The following is a 24,893-nucleotide window of genomic DNA, read 5'->3' on the forward strand; positions in this document are numbered from 1 at the left end:
GTAAGCGATCGCATCCATAGACAAGAAGCAATCGCTGAAAATCAATGTAAAATCGCAGCTGGTCTAGAATCCGGTTTTTTGCAAAAAAAGAACTTAAAAAACCGCTAAAATCATCACTGTGCCGCTGGTTGAGGAGAGAATGCGGGTGGAATATCAATTACAAGTAGAACAAGTGGTGGAAACGCTTAAAAATGATCTACCCATGCTTTTTGAAAGAGATATTTCCTACGACATTTATACGCAGGATATCTACTTTGAAGATCCAGTGAATAAATTTAAATGGAAATTCAACTATCGGATTATCTTTTGGACGTTGCGATTTCACGCGCAGCTATTTTTTACAGAAATATTTTTCGATCTTCATGATGTGGAGCAGAAAGATGAAGAGACGATTAGGGCAAATTGGACTGTGCGCGGTGTTTTGCGCCTTCCGTGGAAACCTCGCCTATTTTTTAATGGCTACTCTACGTATAACCTTAATAAAGATGGGTTAATTTACAATCACATCGATACATGGGATCGCAAACCCAGCGAGATTTTGAAGCAGTTCCTGAAAAAGGGAGGGAATATCTAAGATCAAATTTAAATGAATGCCTTGATTTTAGGAATTATTTTGATAAAAATAATTCCTAGAATTTATGAAGCTCGAACCAGAGGATTAATTGCCTCTACTTTAGACCCACAATTACTTGAATAAAGGGTAACAGCAAAGGTCGTTCCCACTCCAATTTCACTGTTTACTGCAATTTTTCCACCGTGTAAATCTACACAATTTTTTACGATAGAAAGTCCTAATCCAGTACCCGGAATCGTCCCCACATTATCAGCTCGATGAAAAGATTCAAATAACCGCGTTCTGGCTTCGGGAGGAATGCCGATTCCTTTATCTCGGATGAAAAAAAGTGCTGTTCCTTGTTCGCAAACTAAGTCGAACTGAATATTGCCGCCTTTCGGGGAATACTTGATGGCATTTGAAAGCAAATTCGTAAAAATTTGCCGAAGCAACTTTTCATCCATACAAAAATGCGTACTTTGACCTTGACAAGCGAAAGCGATCGCGTGTTGCTTGCTAATTGTCACTTGGATATCTTCCACGAGGTCGTGACAGAACTTTTCTAAATCTAAAGGTGCTGGATTAAAGGCGAGCTTCTTGGCTTCGGCTTTACCAATAAACAACACATCATCTAATAGATGGGTCATATTCTTGGCAGCTGCTTGAATGCGAGCAAAATACTCGCGTTTTTTTTCTTCACTTGCTTGATGTGGGAAACGTTCTAGTAATCTGGCAGATAGAATGATGATGCTCAACGGGGTGCGAAATTCGTGGGATACGGTGGTAACAAAGCGAGAACGCAGTTCGCAGAGTTCCCCTTCTTTTTCCATCGCATTCCGAATTTCAGCATCAGCTCGTTTCCGCTCGGTGATGTCTTCAACCATGCCTAATTCATAGAGGACTTCTCCAATTTCATTCCGGATTACCGTTGCCGTTAACTTCACCCAGCAAATTTCTTGGTTTTTCTTGATATAACGCTTCTCAAGCTGATAGCTGTCTATATCTCCCTGAATGATTTGCTTGAGATAAGGCGTTTCTGTTTCCAAATCTTCGGGATGGTTAATCTCGAAAAGGTTGAGGGCGGTCAGTTCTGACTCCGTATAACCCAAAATTTCACAAAAGGCTCGATTCACCATGAAAAACCGACAGTCAGGTTTTCTGACTAAGGTGATACCGATAGGAGCATCATCAAAAACTCGGCGGAATCTTTCTTCGCTCTCGCGCCGTGCTGCTTCTGCACATTGGCGCAGCGCAGCGTGTCGCCGACTTTGGCTAATTTCATCCCGGAGTTGCTCGTTTACCTGTTGTAATTCTGCTGTACGCTCTTCTACTCTACGTTCTAGTTCTTCGTTGGCTTCTTTTAGGGCGGCGGCTGCCCACTTTTGACTGGTAATATCTCTGACAGTGCTGAGGATTGCATCCACACTGGCATCTGGATTATGGATGGGGGTGATAGTGTACTCGTAGTGCCTGAAACCCTCGATGGCGGGAAGGTAAGCTTCGCCAGTCATCGGTTGCCCGGTAGAAAATACTGTCTGATGGTCCGCTTCAATTGACCCCATATTTTCCAGTTGCAAGCCGAGTTCTTGCCATGTCTTCCCTACCACGTCGCTACGCTGGAACCCTAGTGCCTTGGCACCTGCAAGGCTAGTATCGGCATATTTTCCCGCTCTATCGATCAGATAAATCCGATCTGGAGAAGCTGAGAGAATTTGGTCGAGGTTTGTGGATTGTTGCTTAACTTGGGCGGTGAGTTGTTGTAGTTCTAACTCAACGGCTTTATGCTCGGTGATATCTTTGGCAACTGCATAGAAGCATCCATTTTGATGCGGTAACGTTCTCCAAGACAGCCATCGATAGCTGCCATCCTGGCAGAGATAGCGATTTTCAAAATGAGCGATCGCATTGTCAGCAGATTCTCCGGATGCGGTTAGCGTTGCATTAACATCATCTGGATGGACAAATTCAATCCAAGGGCGCGACATCAATTCTTCCAGCGTCCAGCCCAAAACGCTCTCCCAGGCGGGGTTGAGTTTCTGGAAGTACCTATCTTGCCCGCAAATGCCTAAGAGATCGAGGGACAGGTTAAAAAATGCATTGAGTTCGGACTCTGCTTTCGCCAGCGGCTCAGTCGGTTCGCTTGGATGCTTGGGATTGTTCACAGTAGCCCTCTTGGATGTTTACTCCCCGTTATCTTTTATTAGTATTCCCATCGCTTCCGACAAATAATGCAGAGTATTCATCCCAATTCTTACAAAATTTTGCATTTTGTTTTTAGAATCCCAATTTATGTATTTACTCGGAAGCGATCGCGGATTTTCTGCCACTTCCTAAGTTTAAGAAGCTGGAGCATTGCGGTATACGCTGAGCAGGTAAGTGTAAATCTTCAAAAACCCGGATTTTGTAGGAACTGAAGTTATCTCCCTCCGGGATTTTACGTTTAGTTTTACGAGATGTTTCGCTGCTAGGTGGCTGCATCAAAAGAGCGCGATCGCGTCCACTCCTGATAATCTAATCAAGTTATTCTCTTTTGAGGTTCTGGCAACCGCAAAAATCTATGCATCAAGATAAACGTCAGGCTTACTGGCGAGCCAATACTGCTTTAATTCGGAATCTTTTGATCGTTTGGGCGCTAGTATCCCTCGTTTTTAGCATTCTGTTAGTTGAGCCATTGAATGCGGTGCGTTTTGGTAACGTTCCTCTCGGCTTTTGGATGGCACAGCAGGGTTCTATTTTTGTCTTTGTAGGGCTGATTTTCATCTACGCCGTGCAGATGGACAAGCTCGATCGCAAATACGATATCGATGAGTGAGGGAAAGAATGTCAGTTGAAATCTGGACTATTTTATTGGTTAGTCTTTCTTTCATTGGGTACCTCTACATCGGTTGGCAGTCACGCGTTAAAGAAAGTGCAGGTTTTTTCGTGGCGGGACGTGGAGTCCCACCCATCGCCAACGGTGCAGCAACAGCAGCAGATTGGATGTCGGCGGCGTCGTTTATCTCAATGGCAGGGTTGATTTCCTTCTTGGGTTACGACGGCTCGATCTATCTGATGGGTTGGACGGGTGGCTATGTTCTGCTGGCGTTGTTGCTGGCTCCCTATTTGCGGAAGTTCGGTAAATATACGGTGCCGGACTTTGTGGGCGATCGCTATTACTCCAATGTCGCCCGTTTAGTGGCAGTTGTGGCGGCAGTTTTTGTTTCCATGACCTACGTCGCGGGACAGATGCGGGGTGTGGGAATTGTGTTCAGCCGCTTCTTGCAAGTGGATGTAAGCACTGGCGTGATCATTGGGATGGTGATTGTCGGCTTTTTCTCCGTTTTAGGGGGAATGAAGGGGATTACCTGGACTCAGGTGGCACAGTACGGCGTGTTGATTATTGCCTACTTGATTCCCGCGATCGCGATCGCCATGCTGCTCACCGGCAACCCGATCCCCCAACTGGCGTTCCCTTTTAGCGATATTGTCCCGAAATTAAACCAAATCCAGGTTGACCTCGGTTTTCAGGAATACACCAAACCGTTTGTCAACAAATCGATGCTGGATGTTTTGTTTACCACCATTGCTTTGATGGTGGGAACTGCGGGACTTCCCCATGTCATCGTGCGCTTTTACACAGTTCCTGATGTCCGTGCGGCGCGTTACTCAGCGGGTTGGGCGCTGCTATTTATCGCGATACTCTACACTAGCGCCCCCGCGCTCGCAACGTTTGCCCGTTATAACCTGATCGACAGTTTGCACAACCAGACGATTCAGGAAATTCATCAACTCGACTGGGTGAACAAGTGGGAAAACACCAAGCTGCTTACTTTTGAAGATAAGAACGGGGATGGGCGGATTCAGCTGACGCCCGATAAAGCCACCAGCGAGATCGGCATCGATCCGGATATTATCGTTCTCTCAACACCAGAAGTGGCAAAACTCGCTCCGTGGGTGATTGGCTTGGTGGCGACGGGAGGGTTAGCGGCGGCGCTGTCTACCGCATCCGGTTTGCTTTTGGTAATCTCCAGTGCGGTTGCTCACGATATCTACTACCGCATCATTAATCCAGGTGCGTCAGAATCGCTGCGAGTGATGGTGGGTCGAATTATGGTCGGGTTTGCGATCGCGATTGCCGGATACTTCGGCATCAATCCCCCCGGTTTTGTCGCGCAGGTAGTGGCTTTTGCCTTTGGTTTGGCAGCAGCCAGCTTTTTCCCAGTCATCATTTTAGGCATCTTCGACAAGCGGACAAATCGGGAAGGCGCGATCGCCGGGATGTTAGCTGGTCTTATCTTTACCATCTCCTACATTGCGGGTGTCAAATTTTATGGGATGCCACCCTGGTTTTTCGGCGTTTCTGCTGAGGGAATTGGCACCTTGGGCATGGCGATCAATTTTGTTGTCACCTGGGTTGTTTCGCGTCTAACTCCGCCACCGCCGCTAGAAATACAGGAAATGGTGGAAGAGTTACGCACCCCAGGTGGGGAACCAGTCGCTTCGTCAAGCCATTGATCCTCGTTTGGATTTTAGATTTGGGGGTTTGGACGACCAAACAAGCGCCGCAACATAACTTCAAAATTGGCACAAGCGGCAGATCTACAACAAAATGGTATAAATCAACACACAGGTAGGGGTGATTCATCAATCGCCCCTTTTTTGTAGGCTGGTGGAGTAATTTTTTGAGACTCGCTACGTAGATGCGATCGCTTTACAGGTCTACTAACTCTAGCTCTAAAGGTTTACCAACTTATACCCATTCATTCTACTGGCGCTACACTTACGATTTTCTTTTTGCTCCCTTGTGAAGAAGGTTGGGATTTCTGATGGCTAGCATCACAAGGAAAAATTAGCATTGAAGTAAGTTCCACCATCCCGCTTTAAACAAGTAACCCTCTAGAGCCACTACCAAGTTTCCGGTTACTTCCGATACTTCCGAGAAAAAACTCGATAACCCTTCCCATCCATACTATCCGACGGAGAGAGACTATCTTCCTCCATATTGACTAAATCGAATTGAACATTTTCTGTATAAATTGTTAAAGTAATTCTGATTACTTCTAAAAAGTTAATTACCCAAGAACATTCTTCTTGCGAATATTCTTCATAGTATTGAATCAATTTAGCCAAACAAACTTCTAAATGAGTCCGAGTGGGAGGACAAATTAGAATAATCTTCAGCAGTAGGATTGCTAGAGTAACCGATTTTCCTTCAGAAGCTAATGAAACGAACAGAGAAGAAGGTTCGCCATTATTCTTGATCGTTAAACATTCAATTACCCGTTTACAGGTTTTAATCAGCAGAAGGCTATTGATCTCTTCTTCATCAGCCTCTTTATAGATAAATTCTAATATTTTCCACAAATTAGTTTTTAAAGTCTCTACCTGACCTTGGCTTTCAGCCGAATAAAATAAATATTTTAGTAAGCCTTGCTTAAAATGCTTGTATTTCAATTCTTTGGTTTGTTTTAAAAAAATATTTGCAATGTTTTCATAGCTAAACATTCCGCGTCTAGCGATAACTTTTTTAACTAAACGGAGTGCTTGATCGCCCAAAGCCGTAGGATTTTGGTTTTTCTTATTGTTAAATCCCCTAGACTCAGAATGAGCTGTGTACATTGCCAGATCAAACTTAAACTGGTCTTTCAACTGCTTTGATAAGCCTTTAGCAGCTTGGCGTTGTTCTTCAGGATTTTTCTTATTAACATACTGAGGCGCTAACAAATAAGATGTATAACGGCTCTTCCAATGGTCTTGCTCTCGATTTTCATATCTAGAAACAAATAGCTTAAGTTCCTCATAATCTTGGCTATTAACGAAATCTGCAAGCCAAGCCTTTAGACATTTTACACTTGGAGATGAGATGCTATCACAGTTAGCAGAATTAGAAATTAATTGAATTAAATCTTTTAAGGCTTGGTAGTGGCGAGCCAATATCCAGTTATTGAGAAGAATATAACAAGAACGCTTTAATGTATTTTTAAATTCTTCTTCATTTTTAGAATCAACAATTGTTTTAAGTGCTTGCAGATGTGCTGAACCAATCGCCTTGACTGGATTAATAAATAAAGTTTTAAACTCATACAGAACTAAATCTGGTGCCCATTGTTTAACAATGTCCAAAAAAAACTGACAAATTATTTCCTGAGGATCTGGAATCTTCGGCACCAGCTTGTTTGAATTAATGAGTGGTTCAGTCTGATGAGTATCTAATAAGACATCCTTAAGCGTGGATGTCTTAAGAACTCTTGAGTGCTTACTGGTTGCTTGAACTTGCATTGCGCTATCGAGAATTCTTTATTCTAAATGTAAACTTTTTCTTTAGAGGATTTGGTGATTGAAAACCTTGATAGCGTATGATAGTCGCCTCATGACTTAGTGAGGCTGGATACCGCATGAATGTGACGCCTGTCACGCAGACGTCACATTCATGCGGGTAGCAAGTTTTTACACAGCGCGCTTTTTAGCATGATTGTCGCCCGTACAGGACTTCTCAGCCTACATCAAGAAGCGGGTGAATGCTGAGTAGTATGCTCTTTCATCTGATTAAGGCGCGGGGTATCATCTATGTCAAAGTATGTCAAAGGCAATGACCATAGAACTACCAATCTCTTTACCCCTAGAAACCGTACTATCTTAACAGGGTGCCCGAAAAGTATGGCAGGTAGGCATTGCTCGCCTAATTTCATGCAACGTCAAAGCAAAAAAAATCCCGACTTCCTATAGCAGCCGGAGTTCTGAAAGGCTGGCATCTTCCAACTGAAATTAGGATTGCGATAAGAGAACGCTTGAAAAATTTATTGATAAAGTTATTAGTTTTTATATTTTTAAATTGATTTTTTACCTTTAAAAAAAATTAATTTAAAGAATAAGTCACGTTTATAGCAACGATTAGAAAAAGTTAATGTAAAGACGGAATGTTGAAGAAGCATTTTCGGGACTCAAAGACAAAATTTAAGTGTTATTCAACTATAGTTTTCTCTTAAGAGAACTGTTAGAAGCTGTCGTATAGCAGGGTTGAGGTCTGAAATCGGCAGGCTGAGGAGTGAGGTCTGAGGTTTGAATGAAAACAGGAATGCTCTCCTGCTCCCTCTCTATCTCTTGACCCTGACAGCGTTTGGGTTAACTGTGTTACCATCTGGAAAAATCTTCTCAATATCTCAATCACCCTATGGGCAAGGTTCTGGTGTTAAACGCCTCTTATGAACCGCTCAACATCACCAGCTGGCGGCGGGCTGCTGTCTTGTTGATCAAAGGGAAAGCAGAGCGGGTTGAACACAACGGCAAATACGTCTACTCAGAGTTTCCACTCCCGACGGTTATTCGGCTGCGCTACTATGTCCGGGTTCCTTATAAGGAAATTCCCCTGACTCGTCGAAATATCCTCCACCGCGATAGTCATTCTTGTCAATATTGCGGTTATACCGGGGACGATTTAACGCTCGATCATGTAATTCCCCGCTCTCGTGGCGGCGGCGATACCTGGGAAAACATTGTCACCGCCTGCGTGCGCTGCAATGTTAATAAAGGCAGCCGCACCCCCAAGGAAGCCAACATGATTTTGCGGCAGCCGCCTCGCAAGCCTTACAGTAGTCTGCACTTTGAAGTTGCGAAACACCTCAAAAGTGGTACGCATCAGGAGTGGAAAAAATATGTGATCGGCCTTTAGCCCCCTGCATTTAAATCAACTGCGGGGGGTTTTAAAATTTGGCTAGTCAAGAGACTGGCAAGTACGGGTGGTGCCCCTAGTACTGGGGGCGGAGGAACATTGCACTCTTCCTTAACCCCTCATTGCCAATCGGTAGCCATGAAAGAGCAAGAGCGCAACTGTAAAAGGTCAAGACCGGAAAACGCGACCGCAGGGGGAGTGTCGTTTGCCAGTTTTTTTGTCAAGATCTATGAATAGGTAGCTCTATATCAAGACAAGCGTAATCACGGCGTCTCTGGAAACCTGTTTTCGCAGTAAAGAGGCGAGCTTTCGCGGCATTTACAAGGGTTTCTGTACTGCGCTTTTTTTGCCCTTTGGGCGATTGACTGAATCTGTCAAATACTTGGCAGGAAGCGTGAGGAGAGAGACTGTTGCAGCAACTGGAATACTAATTTTATAGCTTTGCACACCTGCATTATCCATAATATGCGATCTAATTTGCTCAAGCCTCTCAATGGTTCTCCAATCGCCGCCGAGTCAAAGCCTATAGACACCAAGCCAGATTCGGAATCTGTGGTTGAAATTCAACTAACAGAGGCGGCTCCCACACAGACAGTGAATGGATCTGGTAATTATTCAGCTAGAGGGTCTAGCGAACCCCCACTGGAAAGAATCGTGGAATCGCTACGACAGACTTTAGAGCGTCACCGGGGCGATCGCCATCTGGTAATTTTGCAAGATTTTCCCGACCCGGATGCCCTTTCGGGTGCTTGGGCGTATCAACTGATTGCCAAGCAGTACAACATCCAATGCGAAATTGTGTACGCTGGCACTCTCAGCCACCAAGAAAATATTGCTCTGGTTAAACTTACAGGCTTACCCGCAAAACGCTTGGGCGTCCAGTGCCTGAAGGAAAAGGAGAAGGACTTGTCGGTGTATCAGGGCTGTGTTCTGATTGATAACCAGGGCACTACCTGTCAATTGCTGCCTTGGGTACAAAAGGCAGGAATTCCGATTACGGTGGTGATTGACCATCACAGTATACAGACGGAACTTCATGCTGAATTTACGGATATTCGCCCTTCTACACGAGCAACGGCGACGATTTTAACCCAGTACCTCCAAGGAGGGTTGCTCAAGCTGGATAGCGGTATTGGCGAACACGTAAAATGTGCGACAGCACTGATGCATGGTCTGAGGTCAGACACGAACCGGCTGATGCAAGCTCAGGAAGAGGATTTTCTAGCTGCGGGGTATCTCAGCCGTTTTTATGACGCCCAGCTGCTGAATGCAGTCTTGCAGGCGTATCGCTCAAAACGGGTGATGGATGTAATCGAGCGATCGCTAACCAACCGCACTGTCCAAAATAACTTCTCTATCGCTGGTGTTGGTTATCTTCGCTATGAAGATCGGGATGCCATCCCCCAAGCGGCAGACTTTCTCGTGACAGAAGAAAACGTCCACACGGCTGTCGTCTACGGAATCGTCCACGACGAAGACGAAGAATTGGAAGTCGTAATTGGCTCCCTGAGAACCAGCAAGCTGACTCTCGACCCTGACGAGTTTATCAAAGAAGCCTTTGGGCAAGACAATCAAGGACGCTTTTTTGGCGGCGGACGACTTTCCGCGGGTGGCTTTGAAATTCCGATGGGGTTCTTGGGCGGCTTCAATGAAAATTCTGAGTACGCCAAGATGAAATGGGAAGTTTTTGACACCCAAATCAAGCAAAAGCTGCTTCGGTTGGTCAACCCAAAAGACCATCTGCTTCATGGGGAGTAGAAGCGAGTGGAAGAATGGAAATTGCGACTCTTCCATTCTTCCATCAGCAATTAACCTATGAAACTTTATTTGATCCGCCACGGAATCGCCGCCGAGCCATCTGAGGACGTCAAAGATGAAACGCGATCGCTGACCCATGAGGGACGCAAGAAAACCGCTAAAGTAGCAAAACGACTGGATGAAATCGGTGTGCGCTTCGACCTGATCCTCACCAGTCCCTTGGTGAGGGCACGCCAAACCGCCAAAATTCTCGTCGCCGCCGGTTTGTGTCCCCATCTAGAAGAATCAATCGACCTAGCTCCTGGGGGTGGCATCCAAGCTTGGCTGAGATGGTTAGAGGAATGGCGGCGAGCGGGTGGATCTCAATTAGCCCTAGTAGGTCATCAACCTAACTTGGGAAATTGGGCAGAAATTTTGGTGTGGGGCGATACCCAAGAAGCGCTAATTTTGAAAAAAGCAGGCATGATTGGATTAAGCCTTCCAGAAACCCAGTCTGCCGTGGGTCATAGCCAGATGTTTTTGCTTTCCTCACCCAAGTGGCTGTTGTAATCCCCGTTTAGAAATTCTGGTAAAACTAGCGACTACAAAAACGGTTTCTGGTAAGGTAACTTGAGTATGTTCCCCTCACCCAATCCGTAGCAACATGACTGTCTGCGAGTATAAACCAGGTTTAGAAGGCATTCCCGCTGCCCAATCCAGTATCAGCTATGTCGATGGAAAACAGGGAATACTAGAATATCGCGGCATTCGCATCGAAGACCTCGCAGAAAAGAGTACCTTCCTAGAAACGTCGTATTTATTAATTTGGGGTACGCTCCCCACGCAGGAAGAACTTGAGGCCTTTGAAAGTGAAATTCGCTATCATCGGCGGATCAAATATCGCATCCGGGACATGATGAAGTGTTTTCCGGAAACCGGGCATCCAATGGATGCGCTGCAAGCTTCTGCCGCTGCTTTGGGTTTGTTTTACTCCCGTCGCGCTTTAGATAACCCTGCTTACATTCGGGAAGCGGTGGTGCGCCTCCTAGCAAAAATTCCCACAATGGTGGCAGCGTTCCAACTGATGCGGAAAGGCAACGACCCCGTGCGCCCTCGCGATGATTTGGACTATTCTGCCAACTTCTTGTATATGCTGAACGAGCGGGAACCCGACCCCCTCGCGGCGCGGATTTTCGATGTCTGCTTGACGCTTCATGCAGAACATACGATGAACGCTTCTACCTTCTCGGCACGGGTGACGGCTTCAACCCTGACCGACCCCTACGCAGTCGTTGCCTCAGCGGTGGGAACTTTGGCAGGCCCATTGCATGGAGGGGCGAATGAAGAAGTCATCACCATGTTAGAAGAAATTGGCTCAGTGGAAAATGTCGGCGCGTGGCTAGAGGATGCCTTACAGCGCAAAGCGAAAATTATGGGCTTCGGTCATCGCGTCTACAAAGTGAAAGACCCGCGAGCGACAATTCTCCAAAACTTGGCAGAACAACTGTTTGAGAAATTTGGTCACGATAAGTATTACGACATTGCTGTGGAGTTGGAACGGGCGGTAGAGGAAAAATTAGGTGAAAAAGGAATTTACCCAAACGTAGATTTCTATTCGGGTCTGGTTTACCGAAAGATGGGCATTCCTACCGATTTGTTTACACCCGTCTTTGCGATCGCTCGTGTTGCTGGTTGGCTGGCTCACTGGAAGGAACAGTTAGGAGAAAACCGCATCTATCGTCCGACTCAAATTTATAAAGGTTCTCGCGAAGCTGGCTACATTTCTATAGAACAACGATAGTCATCTAGAACCCGAAAAAACGCGATCGCTTCCGACAAAAATTGTATAGAGAAGCGATCGCGCTTTTTTTGTGGCAGAGATGGGAGGAGCGATCGCTGGTTCCGAAAATCGGGGTAGATGGGGAAGCTTACTGTTAATTGGTTGACCTTCGTAGGGATTAGTTGCCTCAGTTGACCAACAGATGCAAGAGCCGGATTCAACAGATACCCATCGCTCAATTAGAGGAGTTGGGTGAGGCGCTGTTGGATTTTACGGCACCGACGGATTTAGCCGTCTGGTTCGAGCAGTATCAGTGATAATTACACAGGCGATCGCACTTTCACCCGCCACAACAAGCGATCGCGCCTCCCTTCTTCCTGACCACAGAAAACTTTAACTTAAGGATAAGTAGAATTTCTTATTTGCTGCGCTGGGCTGGATGCGCTCCAACGATATACTAGGCTGTGTAGCTGAAAAAAATCTTCACAAAAGAACAGATAGATTGATTCGATACATCTTGTCTCGAATTGTCCTAGTAATTACTTCGTTCGGGAAACATGAACCCAGGTATTGACCTACAAGGAACTTTTATCCAATCCCTCAGGGATCTGGGCATCCCAGCAGGTGCCGCCAAAGCCATTTGGATGCCGCTGCCGATGTTTCTGATGATTATTGGTGCTACCGTAGGGGTGCTAGTGGTCGTCTGGCTGGAGCGGAAGATTTCTGCTGCGGCTCAGCAGCGAATTGGACCAGAATTCGCCGGACCACTGGGTGTTTTGCAGCCGGTCGCCGATGGTCTAAAGCTGGTTTTCAAAGAAGATATTGTCCCAGCCAAGACCGACCGCTTGCTATTCACGCTAGGCCCAATCATCGTTGTCATCCCAGTGTTTTTGTCCTTCCTGATTGTGCCGTTTGGGCAAAACCTGGTAATCTCTAACGTCGGAATGGGCGTCTTTTTGTGGATTGCCCTCTCCAGCATTCAGCCGATTGGCTTGCTGATGTCCGGCTATTCTTCAAACAACAAGTATTCCCTACTAGGGGGTTTAAGGGCGGCAGCGCAGTCGATTAGTTACGAAATTCCCTTAGCGCTTTCCGTACTTGCGATCGCGATGATGTCCAACAGTCTTAGCACCATCGACATCGTAGAACAGCAATCTGGCTACGGCGTCCTCAGCTGGAACATCTGGCGGCAACCCGTAGGTTTCCTCATCTTTTGGATTGCCGCTTTGGCAGAGTGCGAAAGACTCCCTTTTGACCTGCCAGAAGCAGAAGAAGAACTGGTTGCCGGTTATCAGACCGAATACGCCGGGATGAAATTCGGTCTATTTTATATCGGCTCTTACGTCAACCTCGTCCTCTCTGCCCTGCTAGTTGCAATCTTGTATCTAGGCGGATGGGAATTTCCGATTCCCCTCTCAATGTTAGGCGGCTGGCTAGGAGTTAATGAAACCAGTCCCTGGTTGCAGGTGATTGATGCATCACTGGGGATCACCATGACCCTCCTAAAAGCCTACTTCCTCGTTTTCATAGCGATTCTGCTGCGCTGGACTGTACCACGGGTTCGCATTGACCAACTGCTCGATCTAGGGTGGAAGTTTCTGCTCCCAGTGTCTTTAGTCAACCTGCTACTGACCGCAGCCCTAAAATTAGCATTTCCCGTTGCTTTTGGCGGGTAATTGGTAATCGGTAATCGGTAATAAGTCGTGGGAAAAATTACCTTTTTCTACAATCACCAATAACCGATTCTCTAATCAGAGAGAGACACAGAACAATGCTTAAGTTCCTCAAACAAGTTGGCGATTACGCCAAAGAAACCGTCCAAGCGGCTCGATATATTGGTCAAGGGTTGTCTGTAACCTTCGACCATATGCGGCGGCGTCCGATTACCGTGCAGTACCCCTACGAAAAACTCATTCCTTCCGAGCGTTTCCGGGGTCGAATTCACTTTGAATTTGATAAGTGCATTTCCTGCGAAGTCTGCGTGCGGGTTTGTCCCATCAACCTGCCAGTAGTGGATTGGGAGTTTGACAAAGCAAGCAAAAAGAAACTCCTCAAGCACTACAGCATCGACTTCGGAGTTTGTATCTTTTGCGGCAACTGCGTGGAATACTGCCCGACCAATTGCCTGTCAATGACCGAAGAGTACGAGCTTAGCACCTACGACCGTCACGAATTGAATTTTGACAACGTGGCACTGGGTCGTTTACCGTACAAAGTCACGCAAGACCCAATGGTGACGCCGCTGCGCGAACTTGTCTACCTACCCAAGGGCGTCATGGACCCGCACGACCTGCCAGAAGGTTCCCGTCGCCCCGGTCAGCTTCCAGCGGAAATTCTGGAACAAACGGAAAAATAAAAGTGATTTGTCATTCGTCATTAGTCACTTGTAAAAAACTAATGATGAATGACGAATGACAAATAAACGATTGACTACTGACAAAGGACAAAAATGAATCTAGCTGAAGGCGTTCAGATTGTTTCGTTTGGCCTGCTGTCGCTGATGATGATTGGCTCAGCTTTAGGAGTGGTGCTGTTTACTAATATTGTCTACTCAGCCTTCTTACTGGGTGGAGTTTTTGTCAGCATCGCTGGGCTGTATCTTCTTCTCAATGCAGACTTTGTAGCGGCGGCGCAGGTTCTCATTTATGTTGGAGCGATTAACGTCCTGATTTTGTTTGCCATCATGCTGGTAAACAAGCGGGAAGATTTTGCACCCATTCGCAATCGCTGGATTCGCCAAGCATCAACGGCTTTGGTCTGTATCGGCTTATTTGGGCTTCTGGGTACGATGGTGATCAGAACTCCCTGGACTTTAGCGGTCTTGACCACTCCCATTGAAAGTAGCATTGTGCAGATTGGTCTGCATTTCTTCAGTGACTTTTTGCTACCCTTTGAGTTGGCATCTGTGTTGTTGTTGATGGCAATGGTGGGCGCAATTGTTCTGGCACGTCGTGAGTATATTCCAGAAGAAATTTCACCTCAGCTAACTCAACCAACCTCTTTAACGTTGCCGGAACGTCCTCGCGAACTTTTGACGGTCGGCTCCGAAAGCGGTAAACTCCCCGCAGATACCAACACCTAGAAACCAAGAAAACTCATGCACCTAGAACTTCAGTATTTTCTACTGCTAGCCGCTGCCCTCTTCTGCATCGGTATCTATGGCTTGATTACCAGCCGTAATGCTGTTCGCGTGCTGATGTCGATTGAATTGCTGCTGAATTCTGTCAACCTGAATTTAATGGCCTTTTCAAATTTTCTCGATCCTCAAGAAATTAAAGGTCAGGTTTTTTCCGTCTTTGTGATTACTGTTGCAGCTGCTGAAGCCGCTGTGGGTTTGGCGATTGTGCTGTCAATCTATCGCAACCGCGAGACGGTGGACATGGAGCAGTTTAATCTGTTGAAGTGGTAATGGTTAATGGGTAATGGGTAATGAGTGTTTTGAGTTGAAGAAAGCTCTTGAATTCAAAATTTAGAGGCGATAATGGCGTCTCTAGAACTGAAAAGTTTTTACCTATACCAATTACCCATTATTCCTTACTAACAACGCCAGAAAAATCAGTGATTAATATTTAGGGATATAAATGTAGATTGATGAATCTACAAGCGTTTTTAATATTTATATTTATCTTCAGATTTATCTCCAGTAACGTTGAACCCTTATTTTTAGTTTTGCCTGATAAATTTGAGTAGTTAAATCGTGGACAAGGTTGAGAGTCAAACATTTCAGGTATCCAGCCCACATCTATCCTTAGTATTAGTTGTCTGAAATACATTGTTATAGAATGACAGAGGGCTGGAGAAAATAGGCATTATCAAATAAAAGCGATCGCGTCTTTGCAAGGAAGAGGAAAATAGCTATGGGGATGACTCTCACCGAAAAAATCTTGGCTCGTGCCTCCGGTCGGGCTATTGTCGAACCGGCGGAGAATATTTGGGTTAACGTTGATTTGTTAATGACCCATGACGTTTGTGGTCCCGGTACAATCGGGGTGTTCAAGCGCGAATTTGGCGCTGATGCCAAAGTCTGGGACAAAGAAAAGATTGTTTTGATTCCAGACCATTACATTTTTACTGCCGACGAACGCGCTAACCGCAACGTTGATATTCTGCGCGACTTTGCCAAAGAGCAAGACATTAAATATTTCTACGACATCACCGACCGAGCCGACTTTAAAGCCAATCCAGATTACAAAGGTGTTTGTCACATTGCCCTAGCACAAGAAGGTCACACCCGTCCTGGTGAAGTGCTGTTTGGTACCGATTCCCATACCTGTAACGCAGGCGCTTTTGGTCAGTTTGCCACTGGCATCGGCAACACAGACGCTGGTTTCATTATGGGCACCGGCAAGCTGTTGATTAAAGTCCCGGCGACGATGCGCTTTGTCTTTGAGGGCGAGATGCCAAATTACCTGTTGGCAAAAGACCTGATCTTACAAATCATTGGAGATATTGGTGTTGCTGGAGCCACGTATCGGGCGCTGGAATTTGCCGGTACTACCATTAACGGTCTGTCGATGGAAGACCGGATGACGCTGTGTAATATGGCGATTGAGGCGGGTGGCAAAAATGGCACTGTCGCCCCGGATGAGACGACGTTTGAGTACGTGCGCGCCCGGACGGATAAGCCTTTCGAGCCAGTTTATACGGATGTTGATGCTCGTTTCTACTCGGATCGGCATTATGATGTCTCTAAGTTAGAGCCGGTCGTCGCGAAGCCCCATTCTCCAGATAATCGTGCTTTGGCGCGGGAATGCCGGGATGTCAAGATTGACCGAGTTTATATCGGTTCCTGCACTGGCGGCAAAACCTCAGATTTTATGTACGCTGCCCGCATTCTTAAGGGACAGCAGGTGAAAGTTCCTACTTATTTGGTACCGGCAACGCAGAAAGTCTACGAAGACTTATTCACCCAGAAGTACGAAGGGCAAACTTTGTCTGAGATTTTCTTGGCGGCTGGTTGCATTGAGCCTGCGGCACCTTCCTGCGCGGCTTGTTTGGGTGGTCCGAAAGATACTTTCGGGCGTCTGAATGAGCCGGAAATTTGCGTTTCTACGACTAACCGCAATTTCCCCGGACGGATGGGGAATAAAGAGGCGGGGATTTATCTGGCGTCGCCTTATACGGCTGCGGCTTCGGCGTTGACTGGATATGTAACGGACCCCCGCGATTTTATGTAGAGCCGTAGGAGAGGGGAATTCGGAACCTCACCCCCAACCCCTCTCCGTGAACGGAGAGGGGCAATATTGAGTGGCTCGACATTCGTGGAGAGGGGCAATATTGAATGGCTCGACCTTTGTAGGAGGGGCAGGGGTGGGGCTATGTACTCCATCCCATAGAGAATTGCTAGAGTGCTAGAGACTTTAACCCAGGCTGTTAATCAGGTCAATATAATTGATCCAACCTTGGAAGATGTCTTGAATCGTCCCGCTATTTTCCTCAACAAACTGGCTACCTTCTTCTGAAAAAGGCGATGTGGCGATCGCATTATCCAATTCGCCGAAAAGATCCGTCAGCGCAGTTCCCCCGACGCAGGTAGCGGCGGCTTCATCAGCAAGTTCTTCCCATAAGGGAGACTCAGCAGAGATATTCGCTTGTTTGTTGATGGTGCTTTCTTTCATAAAAAACCTCTGGGCATCAAAATTATCTGATATCAACTCCATACTAATGGGTGGTCGCGATCGCTCTTTCGAGACTCGCACGCTGAAAGCGATCGCGCCAACACACTGGTTATACTCGTAGTCTACGGAATTCAGTAGGTGCGAGGATTATGGTGGATTGGTTATTGGTCTGGGGAGTTCATACTGTTGCGGGATTTGTGTTTACAGAGGTGTTGACTCCCTTAGCCAAAGGAGCTTTAGAGGATTACGTTAAAGATTTTTTCAAAGACAGCATCAAGGATTTTACGCGATTATTCCAGAAAGATACCCTGCAAAAGGCAGCGGGTAAAGCTCTGAAGGAATTTTTGCAATTGGTGCAGCAAGAATTAGAAAGCGCTGACCTTTCTGAGGAACAATTGAAACCATACACTGAATCGTTAAACAAATTTATTAACGATGCTTCAGTGAAAAAAATACTAGGCAGTGGTTTTCAATATGACTGTCAAGCGATAGATACTAAGGAATTATCTAAAATTTGGTATCGCCTTGATTTGTTATCTTTACCAGAAGATTTTGATTGGGGACGGATTGGTAAGCTTTATCTTAAAAAGGTTAAAGCCATCATCCGGGAGTCGGATGATTTACGCGCTATCTTTGACTCAAAAAACATAGAAGCTATTCAACGAAACACTAAAGAAATTGCTGGAATTCCTACTGAATTTGACTTACAGCGATATCAGGAAGGACTACAAGAGCGATACGGCAATCTTAATTTAGATAGTTTAGATACGAGTGTTTACGACTATCGAGAAAAACTCAAAGTATGGCAAATTTTTCTAGCACAAAATGTGCGAGAGTGCCAGGAATATTTACCCCAAGTTTACGAGATTCCTAAAGAGCATCAAAAACGGCTAAGGGAGAGTAACCAACTCGAAGTAGATGTTGACCCCCAGGAGTGGGAACGATACAAAGAGGTTTATTATCAACAGCCAATTTGCTCAGTTCTGGATATTGTTAATGACTCTCAAACTTATCCTTATATTGTAATTTTGGGCGATCCGGGTTCGGGAAAATCTACGTTGTTGCAATACATCGCGTTGAATTGGGCGAGAACGCCTCTCAATACTATTATTGAACAGCCGATTCCGTTGCTGATTGAATTGCGGACTTATATTCGCAATCGGGACTCTGGAGAGTGCAAAGATTTTCTGGAGTTCTTTCATAAGGGCTGTGGAATTGTCTGTCGCCTCAATCAGCATGAACTCCACGGACGACTAAAAGCTGGCAAGGTTTTGGTGATGTTTGATGGGTTAGATGAGGTGTTCGATCCAGCGAAACGGGAGGAGGTTATTACTGATATTCATCGCTTTACAAATGATTATCCAAAGGCGCGGGTAATTGTCACTTCCCGCATTATTGGCTACAAACCGCAACGGTTGCGAGATGCCCAGTTTCGTCCCTTCATGCTGCAAGATTTAGAGTCAGACCAAATTCAGGATTTTATTAACCGATGGCATGAATTAACGTTCACTGATGAGGCTGATAAAGTTAGAAAGCGGGAGCGACTGCAAAGGGCAATTGAGACTTCTTCCGCAATTGGAGAACTGGCGGGAAATCCTCTGTTGCTGACAATGATGGCGATTTTAAACCGCAATCAAGAATTGCCAAGAGATAGACCAGAACTCTACAACCAATCCTCCCGGTTACTGCTGCATCAATGGGATGTGGAGCAGAAATCGTTAGAAAATCCGAGGGTAGATTCGGTAACGATTGACTATAAAGATAAGCAGGCGATACTGCGTCAGGTAGCCTACCACATGCAAGCTAGTGAAAAAGGTTTGGCTGGCAACTTGATTAGTGCAGATGATTTAGAAAAGATATTGACTGGTTATCTGAAAACTATAGAAGTTGAGCAAGCGAGAACGGTTGCTAGGGTACTAATTGAGCAACTGCGACATCGTAACTTTATTTTGTGCTTCTTGGGTGCTGATTACTATGCCTTTGTGCATCGGACATTTTTGGAATACTTTTGTGCTAGTGAGTTTGTTTGGCAATTTGAGAAGGAACGCAGTCTTTCATTGGAGCAGTTGAAAACTGAGGTTTTTGGCAAGCATTGGCAAGATGAGTCTTGGCATGAATTACTGCGCCTAGTTACGGGAATGATTGATACAAAATTCGCAGGCGAAATTCTAGATTATCTGATGGCGCAAAAAGGCGATAATGAAAAGTTTATCAATTTATTTTTAGCAGCCGAGTGCCTTTTAGAAGTGAGGAATCGCTCGTTGATTGCACCAACATCTGACCAACTCCTCAATCAGATGAAGGGCTTAACTCAGTATGACCTCCCTTACTATTACAAATCCTATGGAGATGAGGCACGCTTAGTTAGGGAAATTCGCACTCAAGCCATTTCATCTGTCGCCACAACTTGGAAAGATCATCCGGATACCTTAGCTTGGCTCAAACAACGGGCGCAAGCGGATAACGATCCGGAAGTGCGATATGTGGCGGTGCATGAATTAGCCCGTGGTTGGAAAGATCACCTGGATACCTTAGCTTGGCTCAAACAACGGGCGCAAGCGGATAACGATCCGGAAGTGCGAGTTGCAGCGATGCATGAATTAGCCCGTGGTTGGAAAGATGACTCAGATACCTTACCCATGCTTAAACAACGGGCGCAAGCGGATGACAATTGGGATGTGCGAGTTACAGCGGTGCATGAATTAGCCCGTGGTTGGGAAGATCACCCGGATACCTTACCCATACTCAAACAACGGGCGCAAGCAGATGGCAGTGAGGATGTGCGATATGTGGTGGTGGAAGAATTAGCCCGTGGTTGGAAAGATCACCCGGATACCTTACCTATCCTCAAACAACGGGCGCAAGCAGATGGCAGTGAGTATGTGCGATGTGCGGCGGTGCAAGCATTAACCCGTGGTTGGAAAGATGAACCTGGGATGTTTGCATTTTTGTGCGATCGCACCCTGAACGACCCCTTTGAGCGTAAGGAAGACAGGCAATACAACCCTCGGCAAACTGCACTTGAGGGAATTATCAAAAATTATGCTAACCATCCCCAGGCTTTAACTCTGTTGCGCGATCGCTCTCTCAATGACCCAGACCAGAAGGTGCGCGAGTTCGCTACAGAGAAACTAAAGAATTGGAGTAAAAGTTGCGAGTAGAGTAGAGCTGAGGATGAGATCGCTATCTGATTGAAAAATCTTTCCGTGTAGGTTGGGTTTCAAGAGTTTTGGAGAGTCTTGCAGGTTTTGCTTCTTGAATTTTGTCAGTCAACCAGCGGCTGACCAGAAAGCTTTAGCTTACTTTAGCTTTAAGCCGGAAGTAAATTTCCCGGCTTTTTACGTGCTGCGATCGCTTCACAGGCACTTCACAGAAGCTTTACGATCGGGCGAGAATAACCGATTTATTTAAAGGATTGATAAAGATAGCCCTGATTTTATAGCACTTCTCCTTGGAGACTCCTTAAAGTGTAGGGGGAGCCTATAAGTATATTTACGGGGTTGTGAGAGGTTTGTTCACCATGCGGGTACTCTACTCAATTTAGGAAGCACCCATGAATCCACGAACAAGATCAAAATCAGAAAAGTCATCGGCGGGGCAAAATTTAGTCAAAGGTTTTGTTGGCATCGCTGGATTTCTAGGAATCTGTTATTTGGTCAGTATTCCAGTCATGTCCCAACTCAATCAAAACTCTACTCTCAAGGAAACTGCTTCTGAGGAGACTGGTACGGCTGGGCGTTCTTCACCCAAAAAGACCAAGGCAAAACAGTCTACAACGACCGCCGATCCGACAACGATGTTCGGAGTCTATACAACCCAGCCGGATGCTACAACCCAACCAAATCAGTCTCCCGCCCCCCTGGGTAATACAACCTTGCCAGATGGGACGATAACGACTCCCGGCACCACCAGCTTACCGAGTAGCTATCCCACCACTCCCAGTACAAGCAATTCTGGCGGGTTAATCACGACTCCTGGCACCACCAGCTTGCCGAGTAGCTATCCCACCACTCCCAGTACAAGCAATTCTGGCGGGTTAATCACGACTCCCGGCACCACCAGCTTGCCGAGTAGCTATCCCATCACTCCTAGTACAAGCAATTCTGGCGGGTTAATCACGACTCCCGGCACCACCAGCTTGCCGGACACAGGATTTTCAACTACACCCAATCCAACGCTCAACTATAGCGGGTTTTAAACGTTCAACTGGGTGTGTATCGCCTGATATAGCAATCCTATTTGAGTTGCGCCCCGGCTCTTCAGATACCCGACTTCTCTCTCGAAGTCGGGTATCTCGTCTTCACGAATCATTTACGACTGCGATACTTGAGGGAAAACTGAGACACAACGCGATCGCGCTCTCAACCGAAAATACGATCGCCCTTAAACTTTCGGGCGAATTCTGCTACTGCCCAAACTGTTGTTTAGCTTGCTGATAAACTTCCACCGTTATTATTTTTTGCCCTGCTTCTTGTGCAAATTTTTCGATCTTTTTCCGAGCGGCGGGACGGACAAAAAAGGGAATTTCTTTCAACTTGGCTTCAGCTTCGGGTGTCCACTCTACGGCATTAGGTTGGTTCGCCACAGTTCTCTCCAAAAAAACTCCTTAGGAGTTTAACAGGTAAGCGATCGCGCTTTCCAGAGTCCCATCCAGAAGGCGATCGCTCCCAACCCTACCAACGAGCTACCACTTTTTGTAGGAGAGGAACTTGCCCGACATAATAATTTTTACGCGATCGCCTTTGGGATCTTCTTCTTTTTCCACATCCAGAGTAAAGTCAATCGCGCTCATAATCCCGTCCCCAAACTTATCGTGAATGACGCTTTTTAGCGGCATTCCATACACTTGCATGATTTCATAAAAGCGATAAATCAGAGGGTCAGTAGGAACAACTGGCCCCAATCCTTTTAACGGGTATTCTGTTAGTTCTTTAACATAATTTTGGTCAACTTCTAAGGCAAAGATAAGCTTGCTTGCCTCGTCTTCAGAAGCACTTGCTTGACGATAAATTACTGCTGCAATCCAGACTTCGTCGCGTCCAACAACCTTTTCTAAATCAGCAAAACTTAGCCCTTTTTCTTTTTTAGCAGCCAAAAGTATTTGAGTAATTTCAGGAATAGTCATTAACAAACCTCAACAAAAAAGTAGCAACGAAATGTAACGACTGTAATGAATATTTGCTCAGTTTGGGAAACAGTTAAACTATCTCCTTTAACCGACAATCGATTCAGTTACATTCGCTACCTATCCGCTGCTACTTTTTAAGTTTCAGACGTTTTAGGCAGGGATTTCCTACCCTAATTTTGCCTTTTGCCTTTTGCTTTTTTAGCGGTCTACAGAACCCATGATGATATCGATGCTACCCAAAATCACCACAATATCAGCGAGTTTTACACCCTTGAGAAGACTAGGGAGGATTTGCAGGTTGTTGAAATCGGCTGCACGAATCTTCCAACGCCAAGGGAAGACATTATCATCGCCAATAATATAGATTCCTAGCTCACCTTTCCCACTCTCGACACGGACGTAATGTTCGCCCTTAGGAATTTTAAAAGTGGGAGCGATTTTCTTACCAATGTACTGGTAGTCAAAGCCATTCCATTCGGATTTTGGCCCTTCTGCCATACGCTTGGCTTCCAAGTTCTCGTAAGGACCACCGGGGAGTGCTTTGATAGCTTGGTAAATAATCTTGACAGATTCGCGCATCTCTCGAATCCGCACCAAGTAGCGGGCAAAACAATCACCGCCAGTTTCCGTATGCACTTGCCAGTCGAAGTCGTCGTAACATTCGTAGTGGTCAACTTTCCGCAAGTCCCACTTGACGCCAGAACCCCGCAGCATCGGGCCAGAAAGTCCCCAGTTGATCGCTTCTTCGCGGCTGATGGTGCCCACGCCTTCCACGCGACGGCGGAAGATGGGGTTGTCTGTAATCAAGCGCTCGTATTCGTCAACTTTTGGCAGGAAGTAGTCGCAAAAGTCTAAGCACTTGTCAACCCACCCGTAGGGCAAATCAACGGCAACTCCCCCAATGCGGAAGTAGTTGTTATTCACCATCCGATAACCAGTGGCGGCTTCCCACAGGTCATAAATCATCTCCCGTTCGCGGAAGATATAAAAGAAGGGAGTCTGAGCGCCCGTATCAGCCAAAAATGGTCCTAACCACAGCAAGTGATTGGCGATACGGTTCAATTCCAGCATGATGACGCGGATGTAGCTGGCGCGTTTGGGAACTGAGATACCGGCTAGTTTTTCCGGCGCATTAACGGTGACAGCCTCGTTAAACATTCCCGCTGCATAGTCCCACCGGCTGACGTAGGGGACGTACATGATGTTGGTGCGGTTTTCGGCAATTTTTTCCATGCCGCGATGCAGGTAGCCGATCACGGGTTCGCAATCCACGACATCTTCCCCATCCAGGGTAACGATGAGTCGCAGCACTCCGTGCATGGAGGGATGGTGCGGACCCATGTTCAGCACCATCGGTTCTGTTCTAGTTTCTATCTTTGCCATAGTTCAGCCATCTCTCCTTGAAGCCGATTTGGGCAGCCGCACCTGAAATTTCGTAAACACGCCAAAATCACTCCGACTGGCACTGTCTGTTTACTACTGAGTGTTGATTTTTGTTTCGCTTCCTTAATTATATGGAGCTTTGTCCGCAGGATACGTCGGAATTCGAGCTGCATTTAACCAAGGGGAATTTTGGCACAACGTAGAGAATCCGGCGTTGCTGAAATCGTAATCATTTAGGCAACGCCGCCAAAGGTTATTGGTGAGCGTTCAGCGCCAAGTTGGATGGAGATGGCTTTGCACTTGGAAAAGCGTGTTGTGTCGCAAAAAGCTGTGCAACCATTTCTGTACGAGACGAAACCTCAAGCTTACGGAACATTCGCTTCAAAGCCTGCTTGACAGAATTCTCGGTAATCCAGAGTTCAGTTCCGATTTCTGTGTTGGTTCGACCCAGCGCCACCAAGTTGGCAATTTCCAACTCACGAGACGTTAAGCGATGGGTGTTCAACGGTTGGTGCTGAGGTTCCAAAATCGGGTCTTTAACTGTGCTTGGCGCGAATCGCACGCTGGCGATCCAAACCGATAGATGTAAACAAATGGCACTCAAATCAGCGATATCTTGGGCATCAAAGGCAGGCATTGATTTTTCACGGGTGCAACCCACTGAGCCCATTAATTGACCCCGATCGATAATTGGTCCTGCCATCACGTGCCAATGATCGGGACGAGGACAAATGATTGCCCAGGCTTTTGGGGATGTCACTAATCCTTCATGGACAGGCGTATGGCGCTCTGCTATGTAACGCGCCACAGGATTATGTTCAATGGATAAGACAACATTCAGCACTTTTTGAAACTTGCGGTCGCCTAAAAGCTGGTCGAAGAAAAAAATTCCCGAACGCTTGGCAGCAAAGTACTCACCAATTTTTGGCACGAGTTGCGATCGCAGGTCTTGTTCCTCTTTTACCTGACTGATGGCTTCAAATAAAAGCTGCAAGGAAATCATCTTGGATTGGGTGTTGTGCCTTAAAGAGTACTCAATCGAGGAC

23 protein-coding genes are annotated in these 24,893 nt (G+C 46.2%); 16 read left to right on the forward strand and 7 right to left on the reverse strand.

What is annotated here, in order from left to right:
- Positions 1 to 139: 139 nt before the first annotated feature.
- Entirely contained in the window at positions 140 to 574 is a 435-nt protein-coding gene (locus NC997_RS24905) for a DUF2358 domain-containing protein (RefSeq protein WP_190526591.1), read from the forward strand.
- Positions 575 to 636: 62 nt separating this feature from the next.
- Here NC997_RS24905 and NC997_RS24910 read toward each other — a convergent pair whose 3' ends face one another.
- Positions 637 to 2,715, reverse strand: coding sequence for a PAS domain-containing sensor histidine kinase (locus NC997_RS24910; protein WP_190526554.1), 2,079 nt, complete (start codon positions 2,713 to 2,715; stop codon positions 637 to 639).
- A gap of 395 nt (positions 2,716 to 3,110) precedes the next feature.
- On the opposite strand from NC997_RS24910, the gene NC997_RS24915 reads away from it, so the two are divergent.
- Both NC997_RS24915 and NC997_RS24920 read left to right on the forward strand, forming a co-directional pair.
- On the forward strand, positions 3,111 to 3,365 hold the full coding sequence (locus tag NC997_RS24915; RefSeq protein ID WP_190413482.1) for a DUF4212 domain-containing protein: 255 nt from the start codon (positions 3,111 to 3,113) through the stop codon (positions 3,363 to 3,365).
- Between the two features lie 8 nt (positions 3,366 to 3,373).
- Positions 3,374 to 5,047 carry a sodium:solute symporter family protein gene (locus tag NC997_RS24920; RefSeq protein WP_190526556.1) on the forward strand — a complete coding sequence of 558 codons (1,674 nt, stop codon included), beginning with the start codon at positions 3,374 to 3,376 and terminating at the stop codon, positions 5,045 to 5,047.
- A gap of 405 nt (positions 5,048 to 5,452) precedes the next feature.
- Here the strand turns inward: NC997_RS24920 and NC997_RS24925 are convergent, their stop codons facing one another.
- A complete protein-coding gene (locus tag NC997_RS24925) occupies positions 5,453 to 6,811 on the reverse strand; it encodes a hypothetical protein (RefSeq protein ID WP_190526558.1) in 1,359 nt (452 codons plus the stop codon).
- Between the two features lie 892 nt (positions 6,812 to 7,703).
- On the opposite strand from NC997_RS24925, the gene NC997_RS24930 reads away from it, so the two are divergent.
- The 10 genes from NC997_RS24930 (at position 7,704) to NC997_RS24975 (ending at position 16,895) form a co-directional block, all read left to right on the forward strand.
- Positions 7,704 to 8,201, forward strand: a complete 498-nt coding sequence (locus NC997_RS24930) for an HNH endonuclease (protein WP_190413489.1) — start codon at positions 7,704 to 7,706, stop codon at positions 8,199 to 8,201.
- Between the two features lie 465 nt (positions 8,202 to 8,666).
- The gene (locus NC997_RS24935) at positions 8,667 to 9,959 is read left to right on the forward strand and encodes a bifunctional oligoribonuclease/PAP phosphatase NrnA (protein WP_190413491.1); all 1,293 of its coding nucleotides are present in this window, start codon (positions 8,667 to 8,669) and stop codon (positions 9,957 to 9,959) included.
- A gap of 57 nt (positions 9,960 to 10,016) precedes the next feature.
- Positions 10,017 to 10,508 carry a phosphohistidine phosphatase SixA gene (gene sixA, locus NC997_RS24940; protein WP_190526560.1) on the forward strand — a complete coding sequence of 164 codons (492 nt, stop codon included), beginning with the start codon at positions 10,017 to 10,019 and terminating at the stop codon, positions 10,506 to 10,508.
- A 94-nt stretch (positions 10,509 to 10,602) separates the two neighbouring features.
- Complete coding sequence (locus NC997_RS24945; RefSeq protein ID WP_190526561.1) at positions 10,603 to 11,739, forward strand: citrate synthase; 1,137 nt, start codon at positions 10,603 to 10,605, stop codon at positions 11,737 to 11,739.
- A 170-nt stretch (positions 11,740 to 11,909) separates the two neighbouring features.
- On the forward strand, positions 11,910 to 12,035 hold the full coding sequence (locus NC997_RS24950) for a DUF4351 domain-containing protein (RefSeq protein ID WP_199292304.1): 126 nt from the start codon (positions 11,910 to 11,912) through the stop codon (positions 12,033 to 12,035).
- A gap of 240 nt (positions 12,036 to 12,275) precedes the next feature.
- Positions 12,276 to 13,394, forward strand: a complete 1,119-nt coding sequence (nuoH, locus tag NC997_RS24955; RefSeq protein WP_190526563.1) for an NADH-quinone oxidoreductase subunit NuoH — start codon at positions 12,276 to 12,278, stop codon at positions 13,392 to 13,394.
- Between the two features lie 95 nt (positions 13,395 to 13,489).
- Positions 13,490 to 14,074, forward strand: a complete 585-nt coding sequence (gene ndhI, locus NC997_RS24960; protein ID WP_190435723.1) for an NAD(P)H-quinone oxidoreductase subunit I — start codon at positions 13,490 to 13,492, stop codon at positions 14,072 to 14,074.
- A 93-nt stretch (positions 14,075 to 14,167) separates the two neighbouring features.
- Positions 14,168 to 14,800, forward strand: a complete 633-nt coding sequence (locus NC997_RS24965; RefSeq protein WP_190413503.1) for an NADH-quinone oxidoreductase subunit J — start codon at positions 14,168 to 14,170, stop codon at positions 14,798 to 14,800.
- 15 nt (positions 14,801 to 14,815) lie between these two features.
- Complete coding sequence (nuoK, locus tag NC997_RS24970; RefSeq protein WP_190413505.1) at positions 14,816 to 15,127, forward strand: NADH-quinone oxidoreductase subunit NuoK; 312 nt, start codon at positions 14,816 to 14,818, stop codon at positions 15,125 to 15,127.
- A 448-nt stretch (positions 15,128 to 15,575) separates the two neighbouring features.
- On the forward strand, positions 15,576 to 16,895 hold the full coding sequence (locus tag NC997_RS24975) for a 3-isopropylmalate dehydratase large subunit (RefSeq protein WP_190430306.1): 1,320 nt from the start codon (positions 15,576 to 15,578) through the stop codon (positions 16,893 to 16,895).
- A 183-nt stretch (positions 16,896 to 17,078) separates the two neighbouring features.
- Here the strand turns inward: NC997_RS24975 and NC997_RS24980 are convergent, their stop codons facing one another.
- Positions 17,079 to 17,336, reverse strand: coding sequence for a hypothetical protein (locus NC997_RS24980; protein ID WP_190526566.1), 258 nt, complete (start codon positions 17,334 to 17,336; stop codon positions 17,079 to 17,081).
- A gap of 149 nt (positions 17,337 to 17,485) precedes the next feature.
- Between NC997_RS24980 and NC997_RS24985 the strand changes: the two genes are divergently transcribed.
- The 3 genes from NC997_RS24985 to NC997_RS24995 all read left to right on the forward strand — a co-directional run bounded on the left by NC997_RS24985 (position 17,486) and on the right by NC997_RS24995 (position 21,534).
- Entirely contained in the window at positions 17,486 to 20,497 is a 3,012-nt protein-coding gene (locus tag NC997_RS24985; protein ID WP_190526568.1) for a HEAT repeat domain-containing protein, read from the forward strand.
- 94 nt (positions 20,498 to 20,591) lie between these two features.
- A complete protein-coding gene (locus NC997_RS24990) occupies positions 20,592 to 20,747 on the forward strand; it encodes a hypothetical protein (protein WP_190526570.1) in 156 nt (51 codons plus the stop codon).
- A 142-nt stretch (positions 20,748 to 20,889) separates the two neighbouring features.
- Positions 20,890 to 21,534, forward strand: coding sequence for a hypothetical protein (locus NC997_RS24995; protein WP_190526573.1), 645 nt, complete (start codon positions 20,890 to 20,892; stop codon positions 21,532 to 21,534).
- 207 nt (positions 21,535 to 21,741) lie between these two features.
- Here NC997_RS24995 and NC997_RS25000 read toward each other — a convergent pair whose 3' ends face one another.
- The 4 genes from NC997_RS25000 to NC997_RS25015 all read right to left on the reverse strand — a co-directional run bounded on the left by NC997_RS25000 (position 21,742) and on the right by NC997_RS25015 (position 24,850).
- Positions 21,742 to 21,921, reverse strand: coding sequence for a PCP reductase family protein (locus NC997_RS25000; RefSeq protein WP_190413517.1), 180 nt, complete (start codon positions 21,919 to 21,921; stop codon positions 21,742 to 21,744).
- Between the two features lie 99 nt (positions 21,922 to 22,020).
- Complete coding sequence (gene cynS / locus NC997_RS25005; protein ID WP_190526575.1) at positions 22,021 to 22,461, reverse strand: cyanase; 441 nt, start codon at positions 22,459 to 22,461, stop codon at positions 22,021 to 22,023.
- Between the two features lie 201 nt (positions 22,462 to 22,662).
- Positions 22,663 to 23,847 carry an NAD(P)H-quinone oxidoreductase subunit H gene (locus NC997_RS25010; protein ID WP_190413521.1) on the reverse strand — a complete coding sequence of 395 codons (1,185 nt, stop codon included), beginning with the start codon at positions 23,845 to 23,847 and terminating at the stop codon, positions 22,663 to 22,665.
- 253 nt (positions 23,848 to 24,100) lie between these two features.
- The gene (locus NC997_RS25015; RefSeq protein ID WP_190526577.1) at positions 24,101 to 24,850 is read right to left on the reverse strand and encodes a LuxR C-terminal-related transcriptional regulator; all 750 of its coding nucleotides are present in this window, start codon (positions 24,848 to 24,850) and stop codon (positions 24,101 to 24,103) included.
- Positions 24,851 to 24,893: the final 43 nt, after the last annotated feature.

The organism is Trichocoleus sp. DQ-A2, from assembly GCF_039961915.1.
In the GTDB taxonomy this organism is placed as follows: Bacteria; Cyanobacteriota; Cyanobacteriia; order Cyanobacteriales; family FACHB-T130; genus FACHB-T130.

Coding starts and splice junctions, on each gene's coding strand:
- NC997_RS25010 (WP_190413521.1), bottom strand. CDS start 23,847: ATGGCAAAGATAGAAACTAGAACAGAACCGATGGTGCTGAACATGGGT.
- NC997_RS24925 (WP_190526558.1), bottom strand. CDS start 6,811: ATGCAAGTTCAAGCAACCAGTAAGCACTCAAGAGTTCTTAAGACATCC.
- NC997_RS24905 (WP_190526591.1), top strand. CDS start 140: ATGCGGGTGGAATATCAATTACAAGTAGAACAAGTGGTGGAAACGCTT.
- NC997_RS24965 (WP_190413503.1), top strand. CDS start 14,168: ATGAATCTAGCTGAAGGCGTTCAGATTGTTTCGTTTGGCCTGCTGTCG.
- NC997_RS24915 (WP_190413482.1), top strand. CDS start 3,111: ATGCATCAAGATAAACGTCAGGCTTACTGGCGAGCCAATACTGCTTTA.
- NC997_RS24945 (WP_190526561.1), top strand. CDS start 10,603: ATGACTGTCTGCGAGTATAAACCAGGTTTAGAAGGCATTCCCGCTGCC.
- ndhI (WP_190435723.1), top strand. CDS start 13,490: ATGCTTAAGTTCCTCAAACAAGTTGGCGATTACGCCAAAGAAACCGTC.
- NC997_RS24980 (WP_190526566.1), bottom strand. CDS start 17,336: ATGAAAGAAAGCACCATCAACAAACAAGCGAATATCTCTGCTGAGTCT.
- nuoK (WP_190413505.1), top strand. CDS start 14,816: ATGCACCTAGAACTTCAGTATTTTCTACTGCTAGCCGCTGCCCTCTTC.
- NC997_RS24935 (WP_190413491.1), top strand. CDS start 8,667: ATGCGATCTAATTTGCTCAAGCCTCTCAATGGTTCTCCAATCGCCGCC.
- NC997_RS24975 (WP_190430306.1), top strand. CDS start 15,576: ATGGGGATGACTCTCACCGAAAAAATCTTGGCTCGTGCCTCCGGTCGG.
- NC997_RS24995 (WP_190526573.1), top strand. CDS start 20,890: ATGAATCCACGAACAAGATCAAAATCAGAAAAGTCATCGGCGGGGCAA.
- NC997_RS25015 (WP_190526577.1), bottom strand. CDS start 24,850: ATGATTTCCTTGCAGCTTTTATTTGAAGCCATCAGTCAGGTAAAAGAG.
- nuoH (WP_190526563.1), top strand. CDS start 12,276: ATGAACCCAGGTATTGACCTACAAGGAACTTTTATCCAATCCCTCAGG.
- NC997_RS24930 (WP_190413489.1), top strand. CDS start 7,704: ATGGGCAAGGTTCTGGTGTTAAACGCCTCTTATGAACCGCTCAACATC.
- NC997_RS24985 (WP_190526568.1), top strand. CDS start 17,486: ATGGTGGATTGGTTATTGGTCTGGGGAGTTCATACTGTTGCGGGATTT.
- NC997_RS24920 (WP_190526556.1), top strand. CDS start 3,374: ATGTCAGTTGAAATCTGGACTATTTTATTGGTTAGTCTTTCTTTCATT.
- sixA (WP_190526560.1), top strand. CDS start 10,017: ATGAAACTTTATTTGATCCGCCACGGAATCGCCGCCGAGCCATCTGAG.
- cynS (WP_190526575.1), bottom strand. CDS start 22,461: ATGACTATTCCTGAAATTACTCAAATACTTTTGGCTGCTAAAAAAGAA.